At 72.8% G+C, this 20,339-nt stretch carries 18 protein-coding genes, 2 tRNA genes and 1 pseudogene; 4 read left to right on the plus strand and 17 right to left on the minus strand.

Annotated features, from left to right (window positions below):
- Positions 1-86: 86 nt before the first annotated feature.
- Positions 87-160: transfer RNA gene (locus OHA98_RS33315), tRNA-Lys, on the plus strand.
- A 27-nt stretch (positions 161-187) separates the two neighbouring features.
- Here the strand turns inward: OHA98_RS33315 and OHA98_RS33320 are convergent.
- The 4 genes and pseudogenes from OHA98_RS33320 to OHA98_RS33335 form a co-directional block, all read right to left on the minus strand.
- On the minus strand, positions 188-1,861 hold the full coding sequence (locus OHA98_RS33320) for an AMP-binding protein (RefSeq protein WP_266931310.1): 1,674 nt from the start codon (positions 1,859-1,861) through the stop codon (positions 188-190).
- Positions 1,862-1,887: 26 nt separating this feature from the next.
- On the minus strand, positions 1,888-2,478 hold the full coding sequence (locus OHA98_RS33325; RefSeq protein ID WP_266931311.1) for a lytic polysaccharide monooxygenase: 591 nt from the start codon (positions 2,476-2,478) through the stop codon (positions 1,888-1,890).
- A 167-nt stretch (positions 2,479-2,645) separates the two neighbouring features.
- Positions 2,646-4,040 (minus strand): annotated as a pseudogene (locus tag OHA98_RS33330) (SPFH domain-containing protein); the annotation flags it as partial.
- 313 nt (positions 4,041-4,353) lie between these two features.
- On the minus strand, positions 4,354-5,646 hold the full coding sequence (locus OHA98_RS33335) for a peptidoglycan-binding protein (RefSeq protein ID WP_266931313.1): 1,293 nt from the start codon (positions 5,644-5,646) through the stop codon (positions 4,354-4,356).
- A 185-nt stretch (positions 5,647-5,831) separates the two neighbouring features.
- On the opposite strand from OHA98_RS33335, the gene OHA98_RS33340 reads away from it, so the two are divergent.
- Positions 5,832-5,905 (plus strand) — tRNA-Lys (locus OHA98_RS33340).
- Positions 5,906-6,444: 539 nt separating this feature from the next.
- Here the strand turns inward: OHA98_RS33340 and OHA98_RS33345 are convergent.
- The 13 genes from OHA98_RS33345 to OHA98_RS33405 form a co-directional block, all read right to left on the minus strand.
- The gene (locus tag OHA98_RS33345; protein ID WP_266931315.1) at positions 6,445-7,191 is read right to left on the minus strand and encodes a class F sortase; all 747 of its coding nucleotides are present in this window, start codon (positions 7,189-7,191) and stop codon (positions 6,445-6,447) included.
- A 1-nt stretch (position 7,192) separates the two neighbouring features.
- Positions 7,193-7,741 (minus strand): hypothetical protein, encoded by a 549-nt coding sequence (locus tag OHA98_RS33350; RefSeq protein WP_266931317.1) that lies wholly within the window; start codon positions 7,739-7,741, stop codon positions 7,193-7,195.
- 82 nt (positions 7,742-7,823) lie between these two features.
- Positions 7,824-8,615 (minus strand): HAD-IIA family hydrolase, encoded by a 792-nt coding sequence (locus OHA98_RS33355; protein WP_266931319.1) that lies wholly within the window; start codon positions 8,613-8,615, stop codon positions 7,824-7,826.
- Between the two features lie 251 nt (positions 8,616-8,866).
- Positions 8,867-9,928, minus strand: a complete 1,062-nt coding sequence (locus OHA98_RS33360) for a 2-aminoethylphosphonate ABC transporter substrate-binding protein (RefSeq protein ID WP_266931321.1) — start codon at positions 9,926-9,928, stop codon at positions 8,867-8,869.
- Positions 9,929-9,977: 49 nt separating this feature from the next.
- Positions 9,978-10,775 (minus strand): ABC transporter permease, encoded by a 798-nt coding sequence (locus tag OHA98_RS33365; RefSeq protein WP_266931322.1) that lies wholly within the window; start codon positions 10,773-10,775, stop codon positions 9,978-9,980.
- Positions 10,762-11,820 carry a 2-aminoethylphosphonate ABC transporter permease subunit gene (locus OHA98_RS33370; RefSeq protein WP_266931324.1) on the minus strand — a complete coding sequence of 353 codons (1,059 nt, stop codon included), beginning with the start codon at positions 11,818-11,820 and terminating at the stop codon, positions 10,762-10,764. Before OHA98_RS33370 ends, OHA98_RS33365 begins: the two co-directional genes overlap by 14 nt.
- Positions 11,813-12,901 (minus strand): ABC transporter ATP-binding protein, encoded by a 1,089-nt coding sequence (locus OHA98_RS33375; RefSeq protein WP_266931326.1) that lies wholly within the window; start codon positions 12,899-12,901, stop codon positions 11,813-11,815. The genes OHA98_RS33370 and OHA98_RS33375 overlap by 8 nt, the downstream gene beginning before the upstream one ends.
- Positions 12,898-13,620 carry a phosphonatase-like hydrolase gene (locus OHA98_RS33380; RefSeq protein ID WP_266931327.1) on the minus strand — a complete coding sequence of 241 codons (723 nt, stop codon included), beginning with the start codon at positions 13,618-13,620 and terminating at the stop codon, positions 12,898-12,900. The genes OHA98_RS33375 and OHA98_RS33380 overlap by 4 nt, the downstream gene beginning before the upstream one ends.
- A 5-nt stretch (positions 13,621-13,625) precedes the next feature.
- Positions 13,626-14,750 carry a TIGR03364 family FAD-dependent oxidoreductase gene (locus OHA98_RS33385; protein ID WP_266931329.1) on the minus strand — a complete coding sequence of 375 codons (1,125 nt, stop codon included), beginning with the start codon at positions 14,748-14,750 and terminating at the stop codon, positions 13,626-13,628.
- 197 nt (positions 14,751-14,947) lie between these two features.
- Complete coding sequence (locus OHA98_RS33390; protein WP_266931330.1) at positions 14,948-15,712, minus strand: GntR family transcriptional regulator; 765 nt, start codon at positions 15,710-15,712, stop codon at positions 14,948-14,950.
- Positions 15,713-15,756: 44 nt separating this feature from the next.
- Positions 15,757-16,713: a hypothetical protein gene (locus OHA98_RS33395; RefSeq protein WP_266931331.1), complete on the minus strand. Its 957-nt coding sequence runs from the start codon at positions 16,711-16,713 to the stop codon at positions 15,757-15,759.
- Positions 16,714-16,950: 237 nt separating this feature from the next.
- Positions 16,951-17,391 carry a hypothetical protein gene (locus tag OHA98_RS33400; RefSeq protein ID WP_266931333.1) on the minus strand — a complete coding sequence of 147 codons (441 nt, stop codon included), beginning with the start codon at positions 17,389-17,391 and terminating at the stop codon, positions 16,951-16,953.
- Positions 17,382-18,635, minus strand: coding sequence for an ROK family transcriptional regulator (locus OHA98_RS33405; protein WP_266931335.1), 1,254 nt, complete (start codon positions 18,633-18,635; stop codon positions 17,382-17,384). Before OHA98_RS33405 ends, OHA98_RS33400 begins: the two co-directional genes overlap by 10 nt.
- A 53-nt stretch (positions 18,636-18,688) precedes the next feature.
- Between OHA98_RS33405 and OHA98_RS33410 the strand changes: the two genes are divergently transcribed.
- Positions 18,689-19,813, plus strand: a complete 1,125-nt coding sequence (locus OHA98_RS33410) for a Gfo/Idh/MocA family oxidoreductase (protein WP_266931336.1) — start codon at positions 18,689-18,691, stop codon at positions 19,811-19,813.
- Positions 19,810-20,289: a heme-degrading domain-containing protein gene (locus OHA98_RS33415; protein ID WP_266931337.1), complete on the plus strand. Its 480-nt coding sequence runs from the start codon at positions 19,810-19,812 to the stop codon at positions 20,287-20,289. Before OHA98_RS33410 ends, OHA98_RS33415 begins: the two co-directional genes overlap by 4 nt.
- Positions 20,290-20,339: the final 50 nt, after the last annotated feature.

A 20,339-nucleotide genomic window follows, 5' to 3' on the forward strand; every position in this document is an offset into this window, starting at 1 on the left:
CGGTGGCCGCGGGCCGGGCCGGCCGGTGGCCGCGGGCGGGTGTCATCAGCACCCCCGGAGACCAGGTATTATTTTCGAGTCAGCAGGCGCCGTTAGCTCAGTTGGTTAGAGCAGCTGACTCTTAATCAGCGGGTCCGGGGTTCGAGTCCCTGACGGCGCACAGACACCACCTTGGGTGCTCTCCGTATCACGGCGAGCACCCAAGGTGTTTTTCATGGTCCGGGCCGGTCCCGGGCGGCAAGCCCGCCGGGGTGTCCGCGGCCGTGTCCAGCAGGGTGTACGCGCCGCTGCGGGCGGCGTCCCACCACACCGGGTCCGCGCAGCTCAGCCCCTCGCGGCGTAACTCCACGCGGTGGACCTTGTTCGTCGCCGTGACCGGCATCCGCCGGACGATCCGTAGGTACCGGGGCGCCATTTTCGTCCCCAGGTCCGGCTGGGCGCCCAGGAAGGCGGCGAAGGCGGCCGGGTCGAACGCGGCCCCGGGGCGCAGGGCCAGGGCCGCCATCACCTGGTCACCGGTCACCGGGTCCGGCACCGCGTAGACCGCCACCGCCGCCGCGTCGTCCCAGCGGGCCAGGATGTTCTCGATCATCGCGGCGGCGAGGTTCTCGCTGTCGACCCGGAGCCGGTCGTCGGTGCGGCCCGCGAAGTAGAGGAAGCCCTCGGTGTCCCGGTAGAAGAGGTCTCCGGTCCAGTACCAGCCGCCGCGCGCCCGCTCGGCGTCCGCCTCCGGGTTGCGCCAGTAGCCCTCGAAGGGGGTGGCGCCCCGGTTGACCAGCTCCCCGATGGCGGCGGAACCGTTCAGCAGCCGCCCGTGCCCGTCGAACACCGCGGCCTCCCGCTCCTCGCCGGTGGCGGGGTCGACGACGGCGAGATCGTCACCGGGCGTCGCCCGGCCGACCGCGCCCGCCGGGGTGCCGGGACCGCGCTGAATGGCCGCGCCGCCCTCGGAGGAGCCGTACCCCTCGACGAGCGGTACCCCGAACCGTTCCCGGAAGCGGGCGGCGTCCGCGGCTCCCGCCTCGGTGCCGAAGCCGAGCCGCAGCGAGTGGTCCCGGTCCTCGGGGCGCTCCGGGGTGGCCAGCAGATACTGAACGGCGCGGCCGACGTAGGTGAAGTAGGTGGCCCCGTACGCGCGCACGTCGTCGAGGAAGCCGGAGGCGGAGAAGCGGCGGCGCAGGGCGACCGCGGCGCCGCCCGCCAGCGCGGGCGCCCAGTCGGCCAGCACCGCGTTGCCGTGGAACATCGGCATGCAGATGTAGTGCACGTCATCGGGCCGCACGTCGAAGTGGGCCGCCAGCGACCGCCCGGCCCCGGCCAGCCGCCCCTGGGTGCAGATCGCGGCCTTGGGCGCCCCGGTCGACCCGGAGGTGAAGTACAGGAGCATCCGGCTGCCGGAGTGCACGGACGCGAGGACGGCCTCGCCCGGACGCGCCCCGGCGTAGGGCGCGAGCAGCTCCGCGTAGGCGTCGGTGTCGGTGACCAGCACCCGTACGCCCGGCAGTACGAGACCGTCGAGCAGCGGCAGGTGCGCGGTCTCGGTGATCAGTACGCGGGCGTCGGTGTGCAGTATGTCGCGGGCCAGTTCGGGCCCGCGCCGGGTGGGGTTGATCCCGGCGACGGCGGCCCCGGCCAGGGCCGCCGCGCTCAACCACAGGGGGAATTCAGGAGTGTTGTCGAGCAGCACCCCGAGATGCGGTTCGCTGCCCGCCGGCAGCAGATCCACCAGGAGTGCGGCCCGCGCGGCGGCGCCGGAGGCGACCTGGTGATGACTGAGCACGGCGGCTTCGTGCTTCAGCCCTGGCCGGTGGTCGCCCCATTGGCGCTGTACGAGCTCCGCGACGGTGCCGGTACTCCTCATGACCCCGCACAGTAACTGACAATCCGTCAGAACTTAACGTCAGAGCAGGCGTAGAACGCGTTCGGGGTGTCCGCGACGTTCCAGACGGCCAGGATGATGTGCTTGCCGGTCTTCTGGGTGGGGATCGTGCCCTGGTGGGTCAGCGTCGCCGGAGGCTGCTGGTTCCCGTACGGCACGGTCATGAACGGCTGTGATTCCAGGGCGGCCCGGGTGAGGGGCTTCGTCGAGTCCCAGCCGTCCTTGGTGATGTAGTACCGGAAGTCGCTCGTCGAGTGACGGGCGGTGAACTGCCAGCGGAAGTTGTAACCCTGTCCGCCGGTGACCTGGGTGGCGGGCCAGTTGCCGCCGCGCGGGTCGTCCAGCTGGGCGAATCCACCGTTGCCGCCGGCGCAGATCTTGCCGTCGGCCGGACCCGCGGCCGGGAAGCCCTTGGGCCCCTCGACGCTCTGCGGCTCCCACTGGATGCTGCCGCAGCCGGTCACCGTGCCGTTGGCACAGAGCTTCTGACGGCTGATGGGGGAATCCGTGTAGCCATGGCTGCTGGCGCTGCTCGTGGCGAGCACCGAAGCACCCGCGATCGCCAGGCCGACCACGGCCGCGCTTGCCCTTTTCCGCATTGCTGTCGCTCCTCAAGAACGTGGGGGATGTTCCATGAGCACTGCTCGACCGGTGCGCGCGTGTCGTGCGGTCTAGACCAAGGCCTAGATTATTGACGCGACGTGAACATGTCCAGACCAATGGGAGTCGGATTCCGAATCGCCGCTCCGGCGGCACCCCACCTTCCTCAGGACCCGTCCCCACCTCCGCGCCCCGTGTAGAAAGCCACCGTCAGATCCTTGACCAGCGCCTTCCGTTCATAGTCGTCGAGCTCCACGATGCCCCGCGAGGTCAGCCGGTTGACCGTGTCGTCGACCGCGTCCACGACCGAAGTCAGCACACTGTCGCGGTGCTTGGCGTCGATCGCGGCGACCCGGCGGCGCTGCATCGCCGCCGCGACATCGGGGGCGTACTCGATCCCGGTCGGCTGCGCCGAGTACACCTCGACGCCCACGGGCTCGCAGTCCGCCTTGAGCATCAGGGTCAGCGCGTCCCCCACGGCCTCCGCGTCGCGCAGGGTCGGGGCGTCCTCGTGGAAGGCGTCGGCGGGCAGCTGCGAGAGCACCCGGGCCATGGCGGCCTCGACCTGCTCGCGCAGATACTCCTCGTGGTTCGCGACCCCGAGGGTGGCCCGCACGGTGTCCTTGATCCGCCAGACGACCAGGACGACCACGCGCAGCGCCGTACCGTCCGCGTCCACGGCGGGCAGCGGCTCGCTGCGCCAGTGCCGCAGCCGTACGTCGACACGGCGGCGCAGCAGCAGCGGGGAGACCCAGAGCAGCCCGGTGCGCCGGACGCTCCCCCGGTAGTCGCCGAAGAGGGTCAGCACCCAGGCGTAGCCGACCCGTCCCCGACCGAGGCCGCCGAGCGCGAAGAGCACGACGGTCACCAGGAGGGCGAACACGGCCCAGACGCCGATGCCGATGCCGTCGTAGGGACGGGAGCCGATGCCGAGCCGGGCGAGCGCGGCGGCGGGCAGCGCTCCCACCCACCACAGGGCGACGAGGCCCGCGCCGAGCCCGAGGGCACCGGTCAGCAGCGCGGCCCAGCCCGGCAGCACCGGACCGGGGCGCTCCGCGAGCCGGGGGTCCCCGACCGGGGAGGGCCGGGTGGACGCCGGCACCACCCGGGCCCGCGCGGGTGCCTGCCGCGGAGCCGGGTGGTGCGGCGGGGGCTGGGCACGGGACGAACGCGGTACGGGGGGCCGCCGCACCCCGGGCGCCCGGGGTGCGGGGCTCTGATTGCCGGGGGGCTGTTCCCCCGGCACCGTCGCGGGGAGCGCGGTGGCGCCGGCGTGCTCCCGCTCGTCACGGAAGAGCAGGTGGACGGGGATGGAGGCGGTGGTCTCGTTGGCGATGACGGAGTGCCGCCGGCCGGTCTCCCGGCGGGTCTCGGCCGCGGCCCCCTGCCCGGACCCGGCCGTGACGGGCAGGGCCACGGAGGTCGTCACGGCCTCCGGCGCCCCGTCGCCGAACGCGGACGGTCCGTCAGCGCCCCGCACCGGTACGGAGACCGTGGCCGACGCGGCGCCGAGCGAGGAGGCGACGGCCTGCCCGGGGGCGAGGTCCAGGACGAGATCCACGCTCCCGTCCCCGGTCCCGGCCCTGTTGCCGTTGCCCGGCACGTCCCCGGTCCTGTCCCCCTTCCCGACGCCGTCCCCGGCCCCGGCCCCGATCCCGGCCCCGTCCCGGGACTTCCCGCCCGGGAACTCCACGGCCGTGGAATCCTCGGACCGGACGGACCCGGCCTCGGGACGGGCCCGTTCCGTCCGGTCCGGCTGCCCGGAGTGTCGCTTCTCTTCCGCGTTCACCGGTTCGCGTTCCTTTCCGTCCTCCGGGGGTCCGGAGCTGTCCGCCGCCGTGGGTCGCATTCCCGCCTCCGTCATGTCCGTTCCGTCACGCGAAGAGCCGGCGCCAGGTCTCCGGGCCGGGGTATCCGTTCGCCGCGGTGCCGCGCCAGCCCTGGGCCCGCTGGAACGCCTCGATGTTGCGGCGGTCCGCCTCGCCCCACCGCGGCCCCGGGCCCGACACGTACTGCTTTCCGTAGCCCTTCTTCACCAACTGTTTACCGAGCCGCTCGACATGGCTGTTGGACTGACCCGGCTTGAAATAGCCTCGCCCGGGGAACGCGACGGCCGTATTCGCGCTGCCGCCCGCGCCGGAGGCGGGGATGCCGCGCCCGGTGCCGTTCACCAGGAGGCGCCAGGTGTGCGGGCCGGGGCGGCCGTCCGCCTCCTTGCCCTTCCAGCCCTGCGCCTTCTGGAACGCCTGGGTCGCGCGCCTGTCCGCGTCGCCCCAGCGGGGCCCCGGGCCCACCGTGTAGAAACGTTTCCCGCCCCGCTCGACCAGCATCTTCCCGAGCTGGGTGACGTACTTGTTGTCGGCGCCGGGGCCGAACTTCCCGGCGCCGGGGAATCCCGTGGACGATCCGCTGCCGCCCGACCCGCCGGCCAGGCCCTTGTAGCGGTACGCCACGTAGCGGTCGGAGTTGTTCCAGTACGCCATGGGGGTCGCCTGCTTGCGCGTCTTCGGGCGTGCCTGCTCGTAGGCGATGTACTGCTTGTGCGTGTGGTCGGTCCAGCCGCCGAAGATCGTGACGTGGGAGCCCCTGGACGGGTCGGCCGGGTTGTGGAAGAGCAGCATGTCGCCGGGCTGGAGCTCCGAGCGGGAGATCCGTGTCCCGTACGCGGCGAGGCTCCCGGTCCATTCGTTGCCGCCGAGGTTCCAGGCCATCGACACGAAGCCGGAGCAGTCCTGGCGGTACCCGTCCGACCAGTACTTCTCCATGCTGTACGGGACCTTCGCGGACACCCACTTCTTGGCCCGGTCGATGATGTCGGCCCGGGTGGTCCTGCGCAGGCCCGAGGTGGAGGACGGTGGGCCGGACGCCCCGGCACCCATCAGCGGTCCCGTCTCGCCCTGCGGGGTGGCCGGTTCGGGATCGGCGTTCTCGTCCGTCCGTGCGGATCCGGCGGCGTGGCCGGCCGCGACCGCCGCCTCGACGGCTCCACTGGACAGGCACACCCCGGCGGCGGTGACCAGGACCAGCGCACGGCGTGCGCCGTGCGCCGCCGGGTGGCCACCGTGTCGTACCGGCAGGGCCCTGGCGGCGGTGCGCCGCTGCACGGCACACCCCGCACAGATGCAGTCGATGGTGGGTTCGTACTCCTCGAAGACCGGCACAGTCATGCGATTCCCCTCCGCACTCGTCAAGATCTTTGGGCGCATCTGCAACGGGCGCCAGTGTCTCAACCCTCCTGACATATCGCATTTTGACGGACCAATGAGAAAAAACGACCATCTGACGGGGCGTGGCGGCTGGGAATTGGTTCTGAGCACGCCCGGAGGTCGGGTAGAGTTCTCCAGGTCAGCAGGCGCCGTTAGCTCAGTTGGTTAGAGCAGCTGACTCTTAATCAGCGGGTCCGGGGTTCGAGTCCCTGACGGCGCACGCACAGTCAAGACCCCCTCACTCAACGTGAGGGGGTCTTGTCCGTTTGCCACCGCCCCCGACCGCCCCTCGCGGAGCGTGTCGCATCCGAGGTTCACGCACAGCCCACTCACAGGATCCGCACCATCACCAGGAAGTAACCGCACGGTCACAGAATGCCCATGGATGCGCCCGCACAGTCCTTCCAAGAAGGCTGTCTCTCCGGCCAGTTGGGGCAGCGGGCAGAAGCTGACGGCGGGTCCGAAGAGCGTCCGGTGCGGCGGCCAGGGGATGTTCACGACGCGGCACGCCTCGTCGGTCACCTCGGCGAAGCCGATGCGGCCCGGCGCGTCACCCATGTCACGGACACCGATCAGTGCTCGGTGGCACGGGATCCGGAGAAGCCGGCGGACGGGATCACGGCGGGTTCGCACCAGCTCCCGGCGGGGTCACCGTCCGGGTAACAGCGGTATCGGAGCACCGGGCCCATGAGACCACGCGGCGCTGCCCGACGGGCCGCTTCGGCTCGTCGGGCAGCGTGGGGACCGAGGTGACGCGGCTCAGGCGCGGCTCCCGGCTTCGGCCTTCTTCTCCGCCTGCTTCCCGGACTGCGCCCCTGCCTGCGCCCCGGTCTGCTTCCCGGCCTTCTTCTCGCCGGTCAGATATGCCGAGACCACCACGTTCGCGGTGTACGAGCGGGTGCTGTGGTCGTACCTGCCGCCGCAGGTGATCAGCCGGAGCTCCGCCCGGCCGTCCTCGCGCGGCCCGTACGCCTTCCGGGCGTCGAAGCGTTCCCGGGTGAAGACCTGCACGTCGTCGATGGTGAACTCGGCGATCCTGCCGTCGGCCCTGGTCACCTGGACCTTCTCCCCCGGGCGGGCGGCGCTGAGGCCGTAGAAGACGGCCGGTTTGGTCTCGGTGTCCACATGGCCGACGAAGAGGGCCGCGCCCTCGGTGCCGGGCTCGGTGCCGCTGCCGTACCAGCCGACGGTCTGCGGTGTCGCGTACGGGGGCGGGTCGATCGCCCCCGCCCGGTCCAGGCCGCGCGGGACGACGGGGGCATCGATCCCCACGGAGGGGATCTCGACGCTCTGCGGCGGCGCCCCGTCGAGCGGGTCGTGCGCCGGGGGCAGCGGGACGCCCAGGGGGCGTCCGACCGCGGCGACGTCGCCGGTGGTGGGGGCGGAGCTGCCGCCGGGGCCGTCGCCGGCCTCGCGGCCCCAGATCCAGAGGCCGAGCAGCAGGACCGCCCAGGCCACTCCGGTGAGCAACCGCCCGGTGCCTGCCGGGCGGTCCGTGGCGGACACGTCAGTCCGAGGCCGGGCGGCGGCGGCGCACGGTGCGGAAGGCAACGGCGACGGCCGCGACGGCTGCGAGCACGAGTCCGGTCACCGCGTGCCGGGTGCCGGGTCCGTCCGACTCGGCGGCCTGGTCCGCGAGGGTCGCGGTGCCGCCGCCTCCGGCCCGGACGGGCGCGACGGGCGAGGGGCGGCCGTGGTGCATGACGGTGAGGGTGCCGGTGGCCCTGCCCTTACCGTCCTTGCAGGTCACCCGGACCTCGTAGGAGCGGGGGGCGGCGTCGGAGCGGATCGTGGCCTCGGCGAAGAGGCCCTTCCCGTCGGCGGGCGAGAAGTGGGCCTCGGAGACGAAGGCGTCGGACTCTCCCTTGGCCCGCTTGCCCTTGCCGCAGACGTCGACCCACAGTTGCACCTCCCCGCCCGGGGCGACGGTGGACGGGGTCACGGAGACCGAACCGTGGTCTTCGTTGCCGGCCGGGACGGCCAGAGCGGCGGACGCGGGCAGGACTATCGCCGCGGCCGCCGCCGCGGCACAGAACGTGAGCGGTATGGAACGCATCGTGAACCTCCTGTTCGAAGGTTCACGCGTGCGGCCGCTTTCCGCATCCGCAGTCGCCCGGTCGGGCGACCGCGGCCCGGCGTCAGCTCGGGTCGTCGACGAGCTCGACCAGATCGGCGATGGAGTCGACGACGTTGGACGGCCGGAACGGGTACCGGTCGACGTCGGCCGGCGTCGTGAGGCCGGTGAGCACCAGGAAGGTCTGCATGCCCGCCTCCAGGCCCGCCAGGACGTCGGTGTCCATCCGGTCGCCGATCATGGCGCTGGTCTCGGAGTGCGCGCCGATGGCGTTCAGCCCGGTCCGCATCATCAGCGGGTTGGGCTTGCCCGCGAAGTACGGGTCCTTGCCGGTCGCCTTGGTGATGAGCGCGGCGACGGACCCGGTGGCGGGCAGCGGGCCCTCGGCGGAGGGGCCGGTCTCGTCCGGGTTGGTGCAGATGAAGCGGGCGCCCCCGTTGATCAGCCGGATCGCCTTGGTCAACGCCTCGAAGCTGTACGTACGGGTCTCGCCGAGCACCACGTAGTCCGGGTCGTGGTCGGTGAGGACGTATCCGATGTCGTGCAGGGCGGTGGTGAGCCCGGCCTCGCCGATGACGTACGCGGTGCCGCCGGGGCGCTGGTCGTCCAGGAACTGCGCGGTGGCCAGGGCGGAGGTCCAGATGTTCTGCACGGGGACGTCCAGGCCCATGCGGTTCAGCCGGGCGTGCAGGTCGCGGGCGGTGTAGATGGAGTTGTTGGTGAGGACCAGGAAGGGCAGTCCGGATTCCCTGAGCCGCTTGATGAAGGCATCCGCGCCGGGGATCGGGGTGCCCTCGTGGATGAGGACACCGTCCATGTCGGTGAGCCAGGATTCGATCGGCTTGCGCTCTGCCATGTGACGGGACTCCTGCCGTACGTACGCTGTGCACGCGAGGTGCCGGGACGCCGGCGGCACCGCGTTGTGCAGCGCCGACATCCCCGATTTTAGAGGGGTGCCGCGCGAGGGGTGCCGGTCGGTCCGCGCCGGGTGCGCGCTGGGGGCGTACGGCTCCCCGCCCGGGAGCGAGGGGCCGCACGCGGGTCCAGACCCGTTTTCGCGACAGTCCGGCGGGCGCGCGAACCGTGCGGCGGGACATCGGGCGCCCGTCAGCTGCCGGTGGCCGACTTCCACGCGTCGACGTAGCCGTCCAGGTCGGTGCCGATGTCCGACCAGTCCGGCTCGAAGATCTCCACGCCCTCCATCAGCTTGGTCAGCTCGACGGCGTTGGCGTCGGTGGCCTCGACGTCCTTGCGCGCCGCGAAGCCGCCGCCGACCGCGCTGACGTCCTTCTGGGCCTGCTCGGAGAGCATGAAGTCGAGCAGCTTCTTGCCGTTGGCGCTGTGCGGCGCCTTGTCGACCAGCCCGGCCGCGTACGGGAGGGCGAAGCTGGTGGGCTTGCCGCTCCCCTTCGCCGGGAACCAGATGCCGAGGTTGGGCATGTCCTTGGACTGGGCGAAGTTCATCTGGACGTCGCCGTTGGCGGCGAGGAGTTCGCCCTTGTCCACCTTGGGGGCGAGCTTGCCGGTGGAGGCGGACGGGCCGACGTTGTTGGTCTGGAGCTTCTTCAGGTAGGCCATCGCCGGCTCCTTGCCGCCGAAGTCGTGCATCGCCTTGATGAGGACGGCCGTGCCGTCGCCCGCGACACCGGGGGTGGAGTACTGGACCTTCTCCTTGAACTTCCCGTCCAGCAGCTCCTCCCAGCTCTTCGGCGGGGTCTTCAGCTCCTTCTTGTTGTAGATGAAGCCGAAGTAGTTGTTGACGACGGATGTCCACTTGGCGTCGGCCGCCTTGTCGGCGCCGTCGACCTGGTCGGAGCCGGCCGGCCCGTACGCCTTCAGCAGCCCCTTGGCGTCGGCCTGCTGGATGAACGGCGGCAGCGTGACGAGCACATCGGCCTGGGTGTTGGACTTCTCGCGGACGGCGCGCTGCACCATCTCGCCGGAGCCGCCCTCCACGTACTTGACCTTGATGCCGGTCTTCTTCTCGAAGTCCTTGAAGACCTTGTCGTACCAGCCGTCGCCGTTCTCGCCCTTGAGGCCGTCGGCGCTGTAGACGGTGACGACCTTCTCGTCGGAGGCGGCCGAGGAGCCCCCGCAGGCGGAGAGGGTGACGGCGAGGGCGAGCGCGCCGGACACGGCGGCTATCGGCTTGAGGTGGCTCTTGCGCATGGGTGTCGTTCTCCTGGGAACAGTCGGTACGTACGGAGGGGGCCGCGGATCAGCGGTACGAGGCCCTGGTGCGGATGCGGGAGACGCCGAGCAGGACGAGCAGCGTCGTCCCCATGAGGACCACGGCGACCGCCGCGCCGGTGAAGAGCGAGCCGCGGTCGGTGGCCGCGAAGATCTGCACCGGCAGCGGTGTCCAGTCGGGCGGGTAGAGCATCATCGTGGCGCTCAGCTCGCCCATGGACAGGGCGAAGCAGAGGCCCGCCGCCGCCGTGAGCGACGGCAGCAGGAGCGGCAGCCTGATCCGCCACAGGACGTACGAGGGGCGGGCGCCGAGACTGGCCGCCGCCTGTTCGTACATCGGGTCGAGACGCACTATCGCGGCCGAAACCGACTGATAGGCAAACGCCGTGACAAGAACGGTGTGCGCCAGGATCACGATCCAGCGCGTTCCGTTGAGCAGGACCGGCGGCCGGCTGAACGCGACGAGAACGGCGAGGCCGACGACGACGGACGGCACGGCGACGGGCAGCATGAACAGCGCGTCCAGGAGCCGCTTCCCGCGCCGGCGCAGCGAGGCGGCGGCCAGCGCGGCCCAGCTGCCGATGAGCAGTGCGAGGAGGCTGGCGCTGACGGCGGTGACCAGGCTGGTGGTGAGCGCCTGGAGGGAGTCGCCGCTGGTGGCGGCGGCGTAGTGCTCGGTGGTGGGCCCGGAGGGGAAGGCTCCGGACCAGTTCGTGGCGAACGACGCGGCGACGATGACCAGCATCGGCACCGCGAAGAGCGGGACGAAGAGCAGGAGGAAGACGGCCCAGGTGGCCCACTTCCCGGTTCGGCTATGCACCAACACGGCGGCTCACCATCCGATACAGGCTGTAGAGACCGACGGAGATCGCGATGTTGACGACGGCGACGACACAGGCGGCCGGGTAGTCGGACTCCAGGATCGCCTTGCCGTAGACGAGCATCGGCAGTGTCGTGACGCCTTTCGCGCCGGTGAACAGCACGATCCCGAATTCGTTGAGGCACATCACCAGGACGAGGCTGCCGCCCGCGGCGAGCGCCGGGAGCGCCTCGGGGAGGATCACCCGCCGCACGATCCGGGCCGGTCCGGCGCCGAGCGAGGAGGCGACCTCCAGCTGGGCGGTGTCCATCTGCGAGAACGCCGCGAGCAGGGGCCGCATCACGAAGGGGGTGAAGAAGGTGATCTCGGCGAGCAGGACGCCCCAGGGCGTGGTGAGGAAGTGGAAGGGCCCTTCGGCGGCGCCCGTGGCGTCCGTCCAGAGGCCGTTGGCCATGCCGACGCTGCCGTAGATGAACAGCAGGGCCAGGGTGATCAGGAACGACGGGAAGGAGAGGAAGACGTCGATGAACTTGGCGACCGCCTTGCCGCCGGGGAACGGTACGAAGGCGATGACGAGCGCGAGGACGAAGCCGAGGACGAGGCATCCCACGGTCGAGCCGACCGCGAGCCACACCGTGGTGGTGAGCGCGTCGCGGAAGGACCGGGACGCGAAGACCTCGGCGTACGGGGAGAGGGAGGTGCCGCCCTCGTCCGGGGAGAAGGACTGCTGGACGACAAGGGCCAGCGGGTAGAGGAAGACGAGCGCCAGGACGACGACGGGCGGCAGCGCCCAGACGGCGCGCGGAACACGCCGCGGCTCGCGGTGCGCCGCGGCGCCGGGGCCGGGGGGCGTGCCGGGCGCGGTGCGGGAGTCGCCCGTGCGCGGGGCGTCGCCGTTGCGCGGGCGGGGCGCGCGGGAGCCCTTGGTGCCGGAGGTGGTCGCGGTGGTCACGCCGGTCGCGGCGGTCACGGCGGGAGTGGCCGGAGTGGCCGGAGTGGCGGGAGTGGCGGGAGTGGCGGGAGTGGCAGGAGTGGCCGAGGCGCTAGACATCGGCCGCCCCCGCCGCACCCACCGGCAGCAGCACCGCGTCCTCGGCGGCGAAGTGCAGGGTGACCCGGTCGCCGAGCGCCGGGGTCTCGCGCAGCTCGCGCAGATCGGCCTTGACGCGGTGGCCGTCGATGTCCACGTACAGCCGGTGGGTGGAGCCGCGCCACTGGACCTCGGTGATCGCCCCGGTCAGGGCGTTGGGCCCGTCGCCGAGTCCCACCAGGTGGGGCCGGACGCAGAGGGTGGCGGTGACGCCGCCCGCCACCTGGCCGGTGGGCACGGAGAGGCGGTGCCCGGCGAAGTCGACGTGGCCGGCGGCGTCGGCGACGGTGACGGGCAGCAGGTTGGCGTTGCCGACGAACGAGGCGGTGAACTCGGTGCGCGGGCGGCGGTAGAGGTCCTGCGGGGTGCCGCAGTCCTGGAGCCGGGCCCGGTCCATGACGGCGATCCGGTCGGCCAGGGTGAGCGCCTCGACCTGGTCATGGGTGACGTACAGGATGGAGACGTCCGGCAACTCCCGGTGCAGGCGCGCCAGTTCGGCGAGCATGCCGGAGCGGAGCTGGGCGTCGAGCGCGGAGAGCGGTTCGTCGAGCAGCAGGACGCCGGGGCGGATCGCGAGCGCGCGGGCGATGGCGACGCGCTGTTGCTGGCCGCCGGAGAGCTCGCGCGGGTAGCGCTTGGCGTACGCGGCCATGCCGACGAGTTCGAGCGCCTCGGCGACCCGCTCGGGGATCTCGGACTTCGCCACCTTGCGGGCCTTGAGCCCGAACGCGACGTTGTCCTGGACCCGCATGTGCGGGAACAGCGCGTACTGCTGGACGACCATCCCGATGCCCCGCTTGTGCGGGGGCAGTCCGGTGACGTCGCGGTCGCCGAGGCAGATCCGCCCGGAGGCCGGCCGGACGAATCCGGCGACGGCCCGCAGGGCGGTGGTCTTCCCGGAGCCGGAGGGCCCCAGCAGCGCCATGACCTCGCCGGCTTCCACGGTCAGGTCGAGCTGGTCGAGGACGACGTTGCCGCCGTACGCGACGCTGACCCGGTCGAACCTGATGCCGCCGCGCACGGCGTCCGCCCCGCCCGTCATGCCTCGGCCCGCGCGATCAGGTCGGGCAGCCCGGCGACCGAACCGAGGACATGGGTGGCCCCGTGACGGGACAGTTGGTCCTGGTCGTGGGCGCCGGTGAGGACGCCCGCGACGATCCCGGCGCCGGAGCGGACGCCGCTGAGCATGTCGTACGAGGTGTCCCCCGCGACGACGAGGTGCGCCACGTCGTCCACCGCGCCGGTGCGCAGGAAGGCGGCGAGGACCATGTCCGGGTAGGGGCGGCCGCGGCCTCCGGCGTCGGCGGGGCAGAGGGTCAGCGCGACCAGGTCCTGCCAGCCGAGGGCGGCGAGGATCGCGTCCTGGGTGGTGCGGGCGAAGCCGGTGGACAGGACGACGGTCCGGCCCTCGGCCTGGAGCCGCTCGATGGCTTCGCGGGCGCCGGGGACCGGGGCGACGCGACCGCCGTCGACGAGTCGCCCGTACGCCTCCTCGAAGGCGACGTTGGCCCGCTGGGCCCGGTCCTCGTCCCCGAAGAGGTGGCGGAAGACGGAGATCTTGGACTCGCCCATGGTGGCGCGGACGTAGTCGAGCTTCTCCGCGTGGTCGGCCGAGCCGGGTTCGACGCCGAGGGTTCCGGCGGCGGCGGAGAAGGCCTGTTCGACGAGGCCGTCGTCGGCGACGGTGGTACCGGCCATGTCGAGGACGATCAGATTCAAGGTCGGGTTCGGGTTCGGGTTCGGGTTGTCGGTGCTGTTCATGTGGTTCACCAGCCCAGTTCGTCGGCGGTCGTTTCGGCGATGGCGGGCGAGCAGGTCATGCCCCGTCCGCCGGGCCCGGTGACCAGCCAGACGCCGTCGCGCACCTGCTGGCGGTGGACGACACGGCTGGTGTCGGTGCACTGGGCGTAGACCCCGGCCCAGCGGTGCCGGACGCGCGGCAGCGGGCGGCCGAGGAAGGACTCCACGACCCGGGTGAGGTGTTCGTAGGGCTCCTCGACCGTGTCGAAGGCGAAGGGGTGCTCGTACTCGTGGGTGTCGCCGATGGTCAGTCCGCCGTCGCGGCGCTGCACCATCAGCAGCTGCATCCGGTGTTCGGCGGCGGTCGGGTCCTGGGGCTGCCCGGCGTTCAGCGCGTCCAGGGCCCCGCTCCGGTACGCCGGGTAGTAGCGGAAGCTGTCGGCGTCGGCCACGGAGGTGGTGAGCGTCTCGCCGAGCGGGTCGGTCTGCATCATCTGGAGGCGGACGCGGCGCACGGGGAGAGCCGGACCGGCCAGCTCGCGGACGAGGCCGCCGAGCCAGGCGCCGGTGGCCAGAATGACGGCGTCACCGGTGTGGACGTCGCCGTGGTCGTCGCGCACGGAGGCGGTGCCGACCACCTCCCGGACCTCGCGGCCGCCGAGGAAGGTGTACCGGCCGGAGGCCAGCAACGCTTCCTTCAGGGCCAGTTGGGCGGTGCGCGGCTCGACGGCCGCGTCCCGCCCGCACCACAGGGCTCCGGTGAAGGTGCCGCGCAGGGCGGGGTTGGCCGCGCGGGCCTCGTCGGCGGTGAGCAGCTGGTAGCCGCGGGCCGCCGCGTCGGGCCGGGCGACGGCCGCCTCGGCGACCGCGGTCTCCAGCTCGTTACGGAGGGGGGTGAGCGATCCGCAGGCCCGGAAGCCCAGGCCGGGAACCCGCTCCCCGATGCCCTCCCACAGCTCCCGGGCGCGCAGCGCGGTATCCAGCTCCTCGCCACCGGCCCGGCCGCTGACCCATATCTGTCCGAAATTGCGGAGCGATGCCCCGCGCGCCTCGCTTTCGCGCTCGATCTGTACGACCTCGTGGCCGCGGTTCACTGCGTGCCAGGCGTGCATGGTTCCCACCACGCCGGCTCCTACGACGATGACTCTCACGGCGGCAACGCTCCTCGGGGCCGGTGACCCGTACGGATCCGTACGGCAACGGGACGGTGAACGACCACCCAAGGTTGGACTAGACCCGTTACGTTCTCGTTATCAACGGGTGCCGGTCGTACGGCCGGTCGTACGGCGCGGGTCGCGGCAGGTCAGGCCGTGCAGGGTCGGGTCAGGTCGCGACAGGCCGGGTCGGGTCAGCCCCGGCTGCCCAGGTGCGCGGTGAAGGAGAACCGGTCACCGCGGAACAGGGTCCGCACCCGCTCCAGGGGGCGCCCCTCGGTGTCCCGCGAGAGCCGGTGGAGCAGCAGCATCGGCAGCGCGGGCGGCGTACCGATCAGCAGCGCCTCGCGCGGGGTCGCCAGCACGGTCTCGATCCGCTCGTCCGCGTCCCCGAAGGAGACCCCGAGCCGGTCGTGGAGGTAGGCGTAGAAGGAGGAGTCCGGGTCGAACCGCGTGTCCAGTTCCGGAACGCGGGCGACGGAGACGTAGGTGCTCTCCAGGCCGACCCGTTCGTCGTCGGCGAGCAGCACGCGCTCCAGGTGCCAGACGGGTTCGCCGCGCGTGACCCCGATCTCGGTGGCGATGGCCTCCGGGCAGGGGAAGCGGTCGAGGCCGATGAGATGACGGCCGGGCCGCCGGCCCTGGCGGCGGACGCCCTCGGTGTAACTGGCCAGCGAGAGCGGCTGCTCCAGCTTGGGCCCGGCGACCACGGTGCCCCGCCCCCGCCTGCGCAGCCGCCCCTCCAGCAGGAGTTCGCGCAGCGCCTGACGCACCGTCTCGCGCGACACCTCGTACCGCAGGGCGAGATCCCGCTCGGTGGGCAGCGCGCCGCCTTCGCCCAACTCGTCCACCAGGAGCGAGATACGGGCCTTGACGGCGTAGTACTTGGGGATGCGTCCGTGCTCCGGGATGCCGGAGCGGATCGGTGCGCCAGGTGCCTGGTCGTTCGGGTAGTCCACGGCCTGATGGTGGCAGACGTATATGAACAGGGAGGTACGCGCGCTCAGCCGTGGGTGCGGCGCGTTCGCCGGACCCGGACCACCATGGCCGACCCGCCGACGAACAGCGCGCCCGCTGCGATCCCGGCGCCGACCGTCCCGTTCTGCCCGGTGCGGGCGAGCTCGGGCAGGGGGTTTCCGGCGGCGTCACGGAGGGGGGCGCCGGGGTCGGTGACCGTGTCCGACGTACCCGGGTCCGCGTCCGCACCGGTGTCGGTTCCGGTGCCGCCGGATTCACGGCCGCCGTCGAGGCCGCCCTCGACGATCGCGAACGGGTAGTCGTCCGACTCCCCCACCCAGTCCCCGTCCACCGTGCCGGGGGCCCTGCCGGTCGCCTTGCCGGTGGTCCTGCCGGGATGGCGCTGGACGACGGCGGCGTTGGCGGTCACCCTGCCGGGCCGGGTGTCGGAGGTGAAGGCCATACGGACCCGGACGGTGACGGTACGTCCGGCGGGAACGGTGAAGCCGGAGAACTCCTCGTCCGACTCACCGCCGCCGAAGACCCCGATCTGCTCGTCCCGGTCCGTGGTCTCCCAGGTCACCCGGTGCTCCGTGCCGGGGCCGGTGCGCTCGGAGAACTTCAGCTGGATCTGGTCGGCGGTCAGCCTCCGGTCCTGGTCGGTGAGGACCAGCACCGGGTGGATGGCGGGGCACGGCTCGGAGGTGGTGTTGGTGAGGTCCAGGTACCAGGTGCCGTAGCCGCCGCCGGAGGCGTAGGTGTCCGGGCCGCCGTGGATCCGGGTGTCGATGGGGAAGTCCTTGGCCGTCCGGTCACCGCAGGCGGACTGCCGCCCGGCGGAGGAGGCGGGGGCGGAAGCGGCGACGGGGCGGACGGCCCGGTCGGTGTGGGCGGCGGCCGGAGTGCCGCCGAGGAGTGCGGCGGGCACGGCGAGTCCGGCGGCCAGTCCGAAGGTGGTGAGCGCACGGCCGTCGCGCAGTCGTGCGGGGGGATTGGGGGGCATAGGGGGACACCCTTTGCTGCTCGCGAACGGCCGGGGCGGGGGCCACCGGCTGTGGACGGCGACGCTGCCACGCGCGCGCGGTGACACGGTGGCGACATGCCGGGGCGTCGCCCGTACGGCGGGCACGGGCAGGAGCGGGCAGGACCGGGCGGGAGAGCAGGACCAGGAGCGGACGGGAGCAGGACCGGGCACGGGCAGGACCGGGCCGGAGGGGACCTTCCGGCCGCCGGAGCGCGATCAGGCCAGGGCGGGGGCCGTCAGGTCGAGCGTCAGCAGGTTTCCCCAGTCGTTGGTGAAGACGGCGGTCGCCCCTTCGTAGCGCACCCCCAGGAAGGGGTTGGAGCTCCACATCACGGCCACCCACCGCAAGGAGCGGTCGGCGTTCAGGCGGGCGAGGTAGCCGACGTTGCCCATCCCGCTGCCGCCGCCGCACATCCAGCCCGATCCGTCCGGAAGCGGGCTGTCGAAGTACGTGTCCGCCTCGGTGGTGCCGTCCTCCTCGATGGCGCCGGCCACGTCGACCGGCCCGCCGAGCCGGAAGGGGATCGGCTGCCCGGCGTCCGGGTGGTAGGCCCCGGGGCTGTCGGCACACACCTCCACGGCGGTGTCGTCCGGCCGGTAGAGCGCGTCGGTGTACGGCATCTCCCCGGCGGCCCACAACCGCTCGATCACTCCCACGACCCCACCCCCATAGGCTCGGTGTCCCGTCCGGCGGCCCGGCCGCCCCGCGTCACCGTGCCACCCAGGGGCCGCGGACCGGGAACCGGCCCCGGGTCCGGACCCGGCCCCGCGAAGTCCCCCACGCTGCCCACCCGTCCGAACAGCGGCGCGAGCACCAGTTGGGCGGCGCCCTCCGCGACCGGCCGGTCGCCTCCCCCGGCGACGGTGACGGGTACGGGCCGCCCGGTCCCGTCCCGCCGGGCGCGCTCCTCGATCACGGCGCGCACCCCGCGTACGTACGCGTCCTCGTCGGCGGCCACCGTGCGCCCGCCCAGCACCACCCGGTCGATGTCGAGCAGCCCGACCAGATTGGCGGCCCCGGTCCCCAGCACCCGCGCGGCCTCCGCCCGGTCACCCCGGGCCTCTGCGGCCAGGCACAGCGCCTCGACGCAGCCGCGCCCGCCGCAGCCGCACACGGGCCCGTCGAGCAGGAGGGTCTGGTGCCCGAACTCCCCGGCCCCCGTGCGCGCCCCCCGGTGCACCTCACCGCCGAGGACGAGCCCCGCGCCCAGCCCGGTCCCCAGGTGCAGGTAGGCGAAGTCACCCGCGTCCGGCGCTCCCAGCGCGAGTCCCAGGGCGGCGGCGTTGGTGTCCTTGTCGAGGACCACGGGCAGCCCGGTGCGCCGGGCGAGGACGTCCCGCAGCGGGTACCCGTCCCACTGCGGGAAGCCCGTGACGCGGTGCAGCACTCCCTCGCGGTGGTCCAGGGGGCCGGGCATGGCCACGCCCACCCCGAGCACCCGCCGCTCCGGGCCGGCGGCGCCCACCCCCCGTACCGCTTCGACCGCGCCCATGAGCACTTCGTCGGCCGGGGCTCCGAGGTCCAGCGGCGCCGTCCGGGCCACGACGGCCGTACCGGCGAGGTCGACCAGGACGGCGGTCAGCTCGTCGCGGTCCAGGTGCAGCCCGACCGCGTATCCCGCCTCCGGGACGAGCCGCAGCAGGGTGCGGGGCTTCCCGCCCGTGGGGGCGCCGCGGCCCGCCCCGGCGGCCAGGCCCTCCGCCCGGAGCCGGGCGGTGATCTTGCTGACGGCCTGCGGGGTGAGCCCGGTGCGCTCGGCGAGTTCGAGGCGGCTGATACCCGCCGCGCCCGCCGCCCGCAGCAGGTCCAGCACGAGCGCGGCGTTGTGGTGGCGCAGCGTCGGAAGGTTGGCCCCGGCTCCGTTCCTGGTGTCGTTCCTCGTATCGCTCCTGTTCACCACACCATTGTCCCTGTCGCTTGCACTTTGGCAACAGCGTTGCTTAAGTGGATCGCATGACTGCCAACGCTCCCCTTCGCGTCGCCCTTGTCGGCTACGGTCTGGCCGGCTCCGTCTTCCACGCCCCCCTGATCGCCGCGACGGAGGGCCTGGCCCTCGACACGGTCGTGACATCGAACGAGGAGCGGCAGGCGCAGGCCCGCGCCGAGTTCCCCGGGGTGCGGTTCGCCGCCTCGCCCGATGAGCTCTGGGGGCGTGCGGACGAACTGGACCTCATCGTGATCGCCACTCCGAACAGGACGCATGTGCCGCTCGCGACGGCCGCGCTCGAAGCGGGTCTGCCGGTGGTCGTGGACAAGCCGCTGGCCGGCACCGCCGCCGAGGCCCGGGAGCTGGCTGCGCTGGCGAAGGAGCGGGGGCTGCTGCTCTCGGTCTTCCAGAACCGCCGCTGGGACAACGACTTCCGTACGCTCGCCCGGCTGATCGGCGACGGCGCGCTGGGTGAGGTGCGGCGCTTCGAGTCCCGCTTCGAACGCTGGCGTCCGCACCCCAAGGGCGGCTGGCGCGAGTCCGGTGACCCGGACGAGATCGGCGGTCTGCTGTACGACCTGGGCAGCCATGTCGTGGACCAGGCGCTCTTCCTGTTCGGCCCGGCCGTGCAGGTGTACGCGGAGTCCGATGTACGCCGTCCGGGTGCCGCCGCCGACGACGACACGTTCCTGGCGATCACCCACGCCAACGGGGTCCGCTCGCATCTGTACGTCAGCGCCACCGCGGCCCAGCTCGGCCCGCGTTTCCGGGTGCTCGGCTCGACGGCCGGCTATGTGAAGTACGGGCTGGACCCGCAGGAGGCCGCCCTGCGCGCGGGCCAGCGTCCGGCCGCCGGCGAGCCCTGGGGCGAGGAGCCCGAGGCGCTGTGGGGCCGCCTGGGCTCGGGCGAGTCCCCGCTGACGGGCGGCGGCGACCCGGTCCGTACGCTGCCGGGCGACTACCCCGCGTACTACGCCGCCGTGGCCGCCGCCGTGCGCGGCACGGGCCCGAACCCGGTGACCGCCCCGCAGGCCGCCGCCGCGCTGGACGTCCTGGAGGCCGCCCGCCGTTCGGCCCGCGAGGGCGTCTCCGTCACCCTGCTGCCGCACCACGACGAGAACGCGTTCACCGACGAGGAGCTGTCCGCATGAGCACCGGTGCTCCGACCATTTCCGAGCTCATCGCCCAGGAGCGGAGCCTGCGGCTGCCGCACTTCGGCTACGACGACGCGTACGCCCTCGGCGCTCTCCTGGTGGCGCTGGCCCGCGAGCGGCACGCCCCGGTCGCGATCGACATCCGGCGCGGCGCCCAGCAGCTCTTCCATGCCGCGCTGCCCGGATCCAGCGCGGACAACGACGCGTGGATCGACCGCAAGCGCCGGGTCGTGGAGCGGTACGGCGAGAGCTCGTACCTGGTCGGCACCCGGTTCCGGGCGAAGGGGACGACGTTCGAGGAGTCCTCGCGGCTGGACCCGGACGTCTATGCCGCGCACGGCGGTTCGTTCCCGATCGCGGTCGAGGGCGCGGGGGTGATCGGCACGGTCACGGTCTCCGGCCTGCCGCAGGCCGAGGACCACGCGCTGGTCACCGAGGCGCTGGACCGGTTCGTCTCGTCGCTGGGCGCCTGATCGGGGGCGGCCGTCCGCCTTTCCCGGACCGGGAGAGGCGGACGGACCGG

Origin of the sequence: Streptomyces sp. NBC_00654 (assembly GCF_026341775.1) — a bacterium.
GTDB lineage: Bacteria > Actinomycetota > Actinomycetes > Streptomycetales > Streptomycetaceae > Streptomyces.

Bases quoted from the DNA above. Each gene is read 5' to 3' on its own strand.
- OHA98_RS33320 (WP_266931310.1), bottom strand. From the start codon at position 1,861: ATGAGGAGTACCGGCACCGTCGCGGAGCTCGTACAGCGCCAATGGGGC.
- OHA98_RS33325 (WP_266931311.1), bottom strand. From the start codon at position 2,478: ATGCGGAAAAGGGCAAGCGCGGCCGTGGTCGGCCTGGCGATCGCGGGT.
- OHA98_RS33335 (WP_266931313.1), bottom strand. From the start codon at position 5,646: ATGACTGTGCCGGTCTTCGAGGAGTACGAACCCACCATCGACTGCATC.
- OHA98_RS33350 (WP_266931317.1), bottom strand. From the start codon at position 7,741: ATGCGTTCCATACCGCTCACGTTCTGTGCCGCGGCGGCGGCCGCGGCG.
- OHA98_RS33355 (WP_266931319.1), bottom strand. From the start codon at position 8,615: ATGGCAGAGCGCAAGCCGATCGAATCCTGGCTCACCGACATGGACGGT.
- OHA98_RS33360 (WP_266931321.1), bottom strand. From the start codon at position 9,928: ATGCGCAAGAGCCACCTCAAGCCGATAGCCGCCGTGTCCGGCGCGCTC.
- OHA98_RS33370 (WP_266931324.1), bottom strand. From the start codon at position 11,820: ATGTCTAGCGCCTCGGCCACTCCTGCCACTCCCGCCACTCCCGCCACT.
- OHA98_RS33375 (WP_266931326.1), bottom strand. From the start codon at position 12,901: ATGACGGGCGGGGCGGACGCCGTGCGCGGCGGCATCAGGTTCGACCGG.
- OHA98_RS33380 (WP_266931327.1), bottom strand. From the start codon at position 13,620: ATGAACAGCACCGACAACCCGAACCCGAACCCGAACCCGACCTTGAAT.
- OHA98_RS33395 (WP_266931331.1), bottom strand. From the start codon at position 16,713: ATGCCCCCCAATCCCCCCGCACGACTGCGCGACGGCCGTGCGCTCACC.
- OHA98_RS33410 (WP_266931336.1), top strand. From the start codon at position 18,689: ATGACTGCCAACGCTCCCCTTCGCGTCGCCCTTGTCGGCTACGGTCTG.
- OHA98_RS33415 (WP_266931337.1), top strand. From the start codon at position 19,810: ATGAGCACCGGTGCTCCGACCATTTCCGAGCTCATCGCCCAGGAGCGG.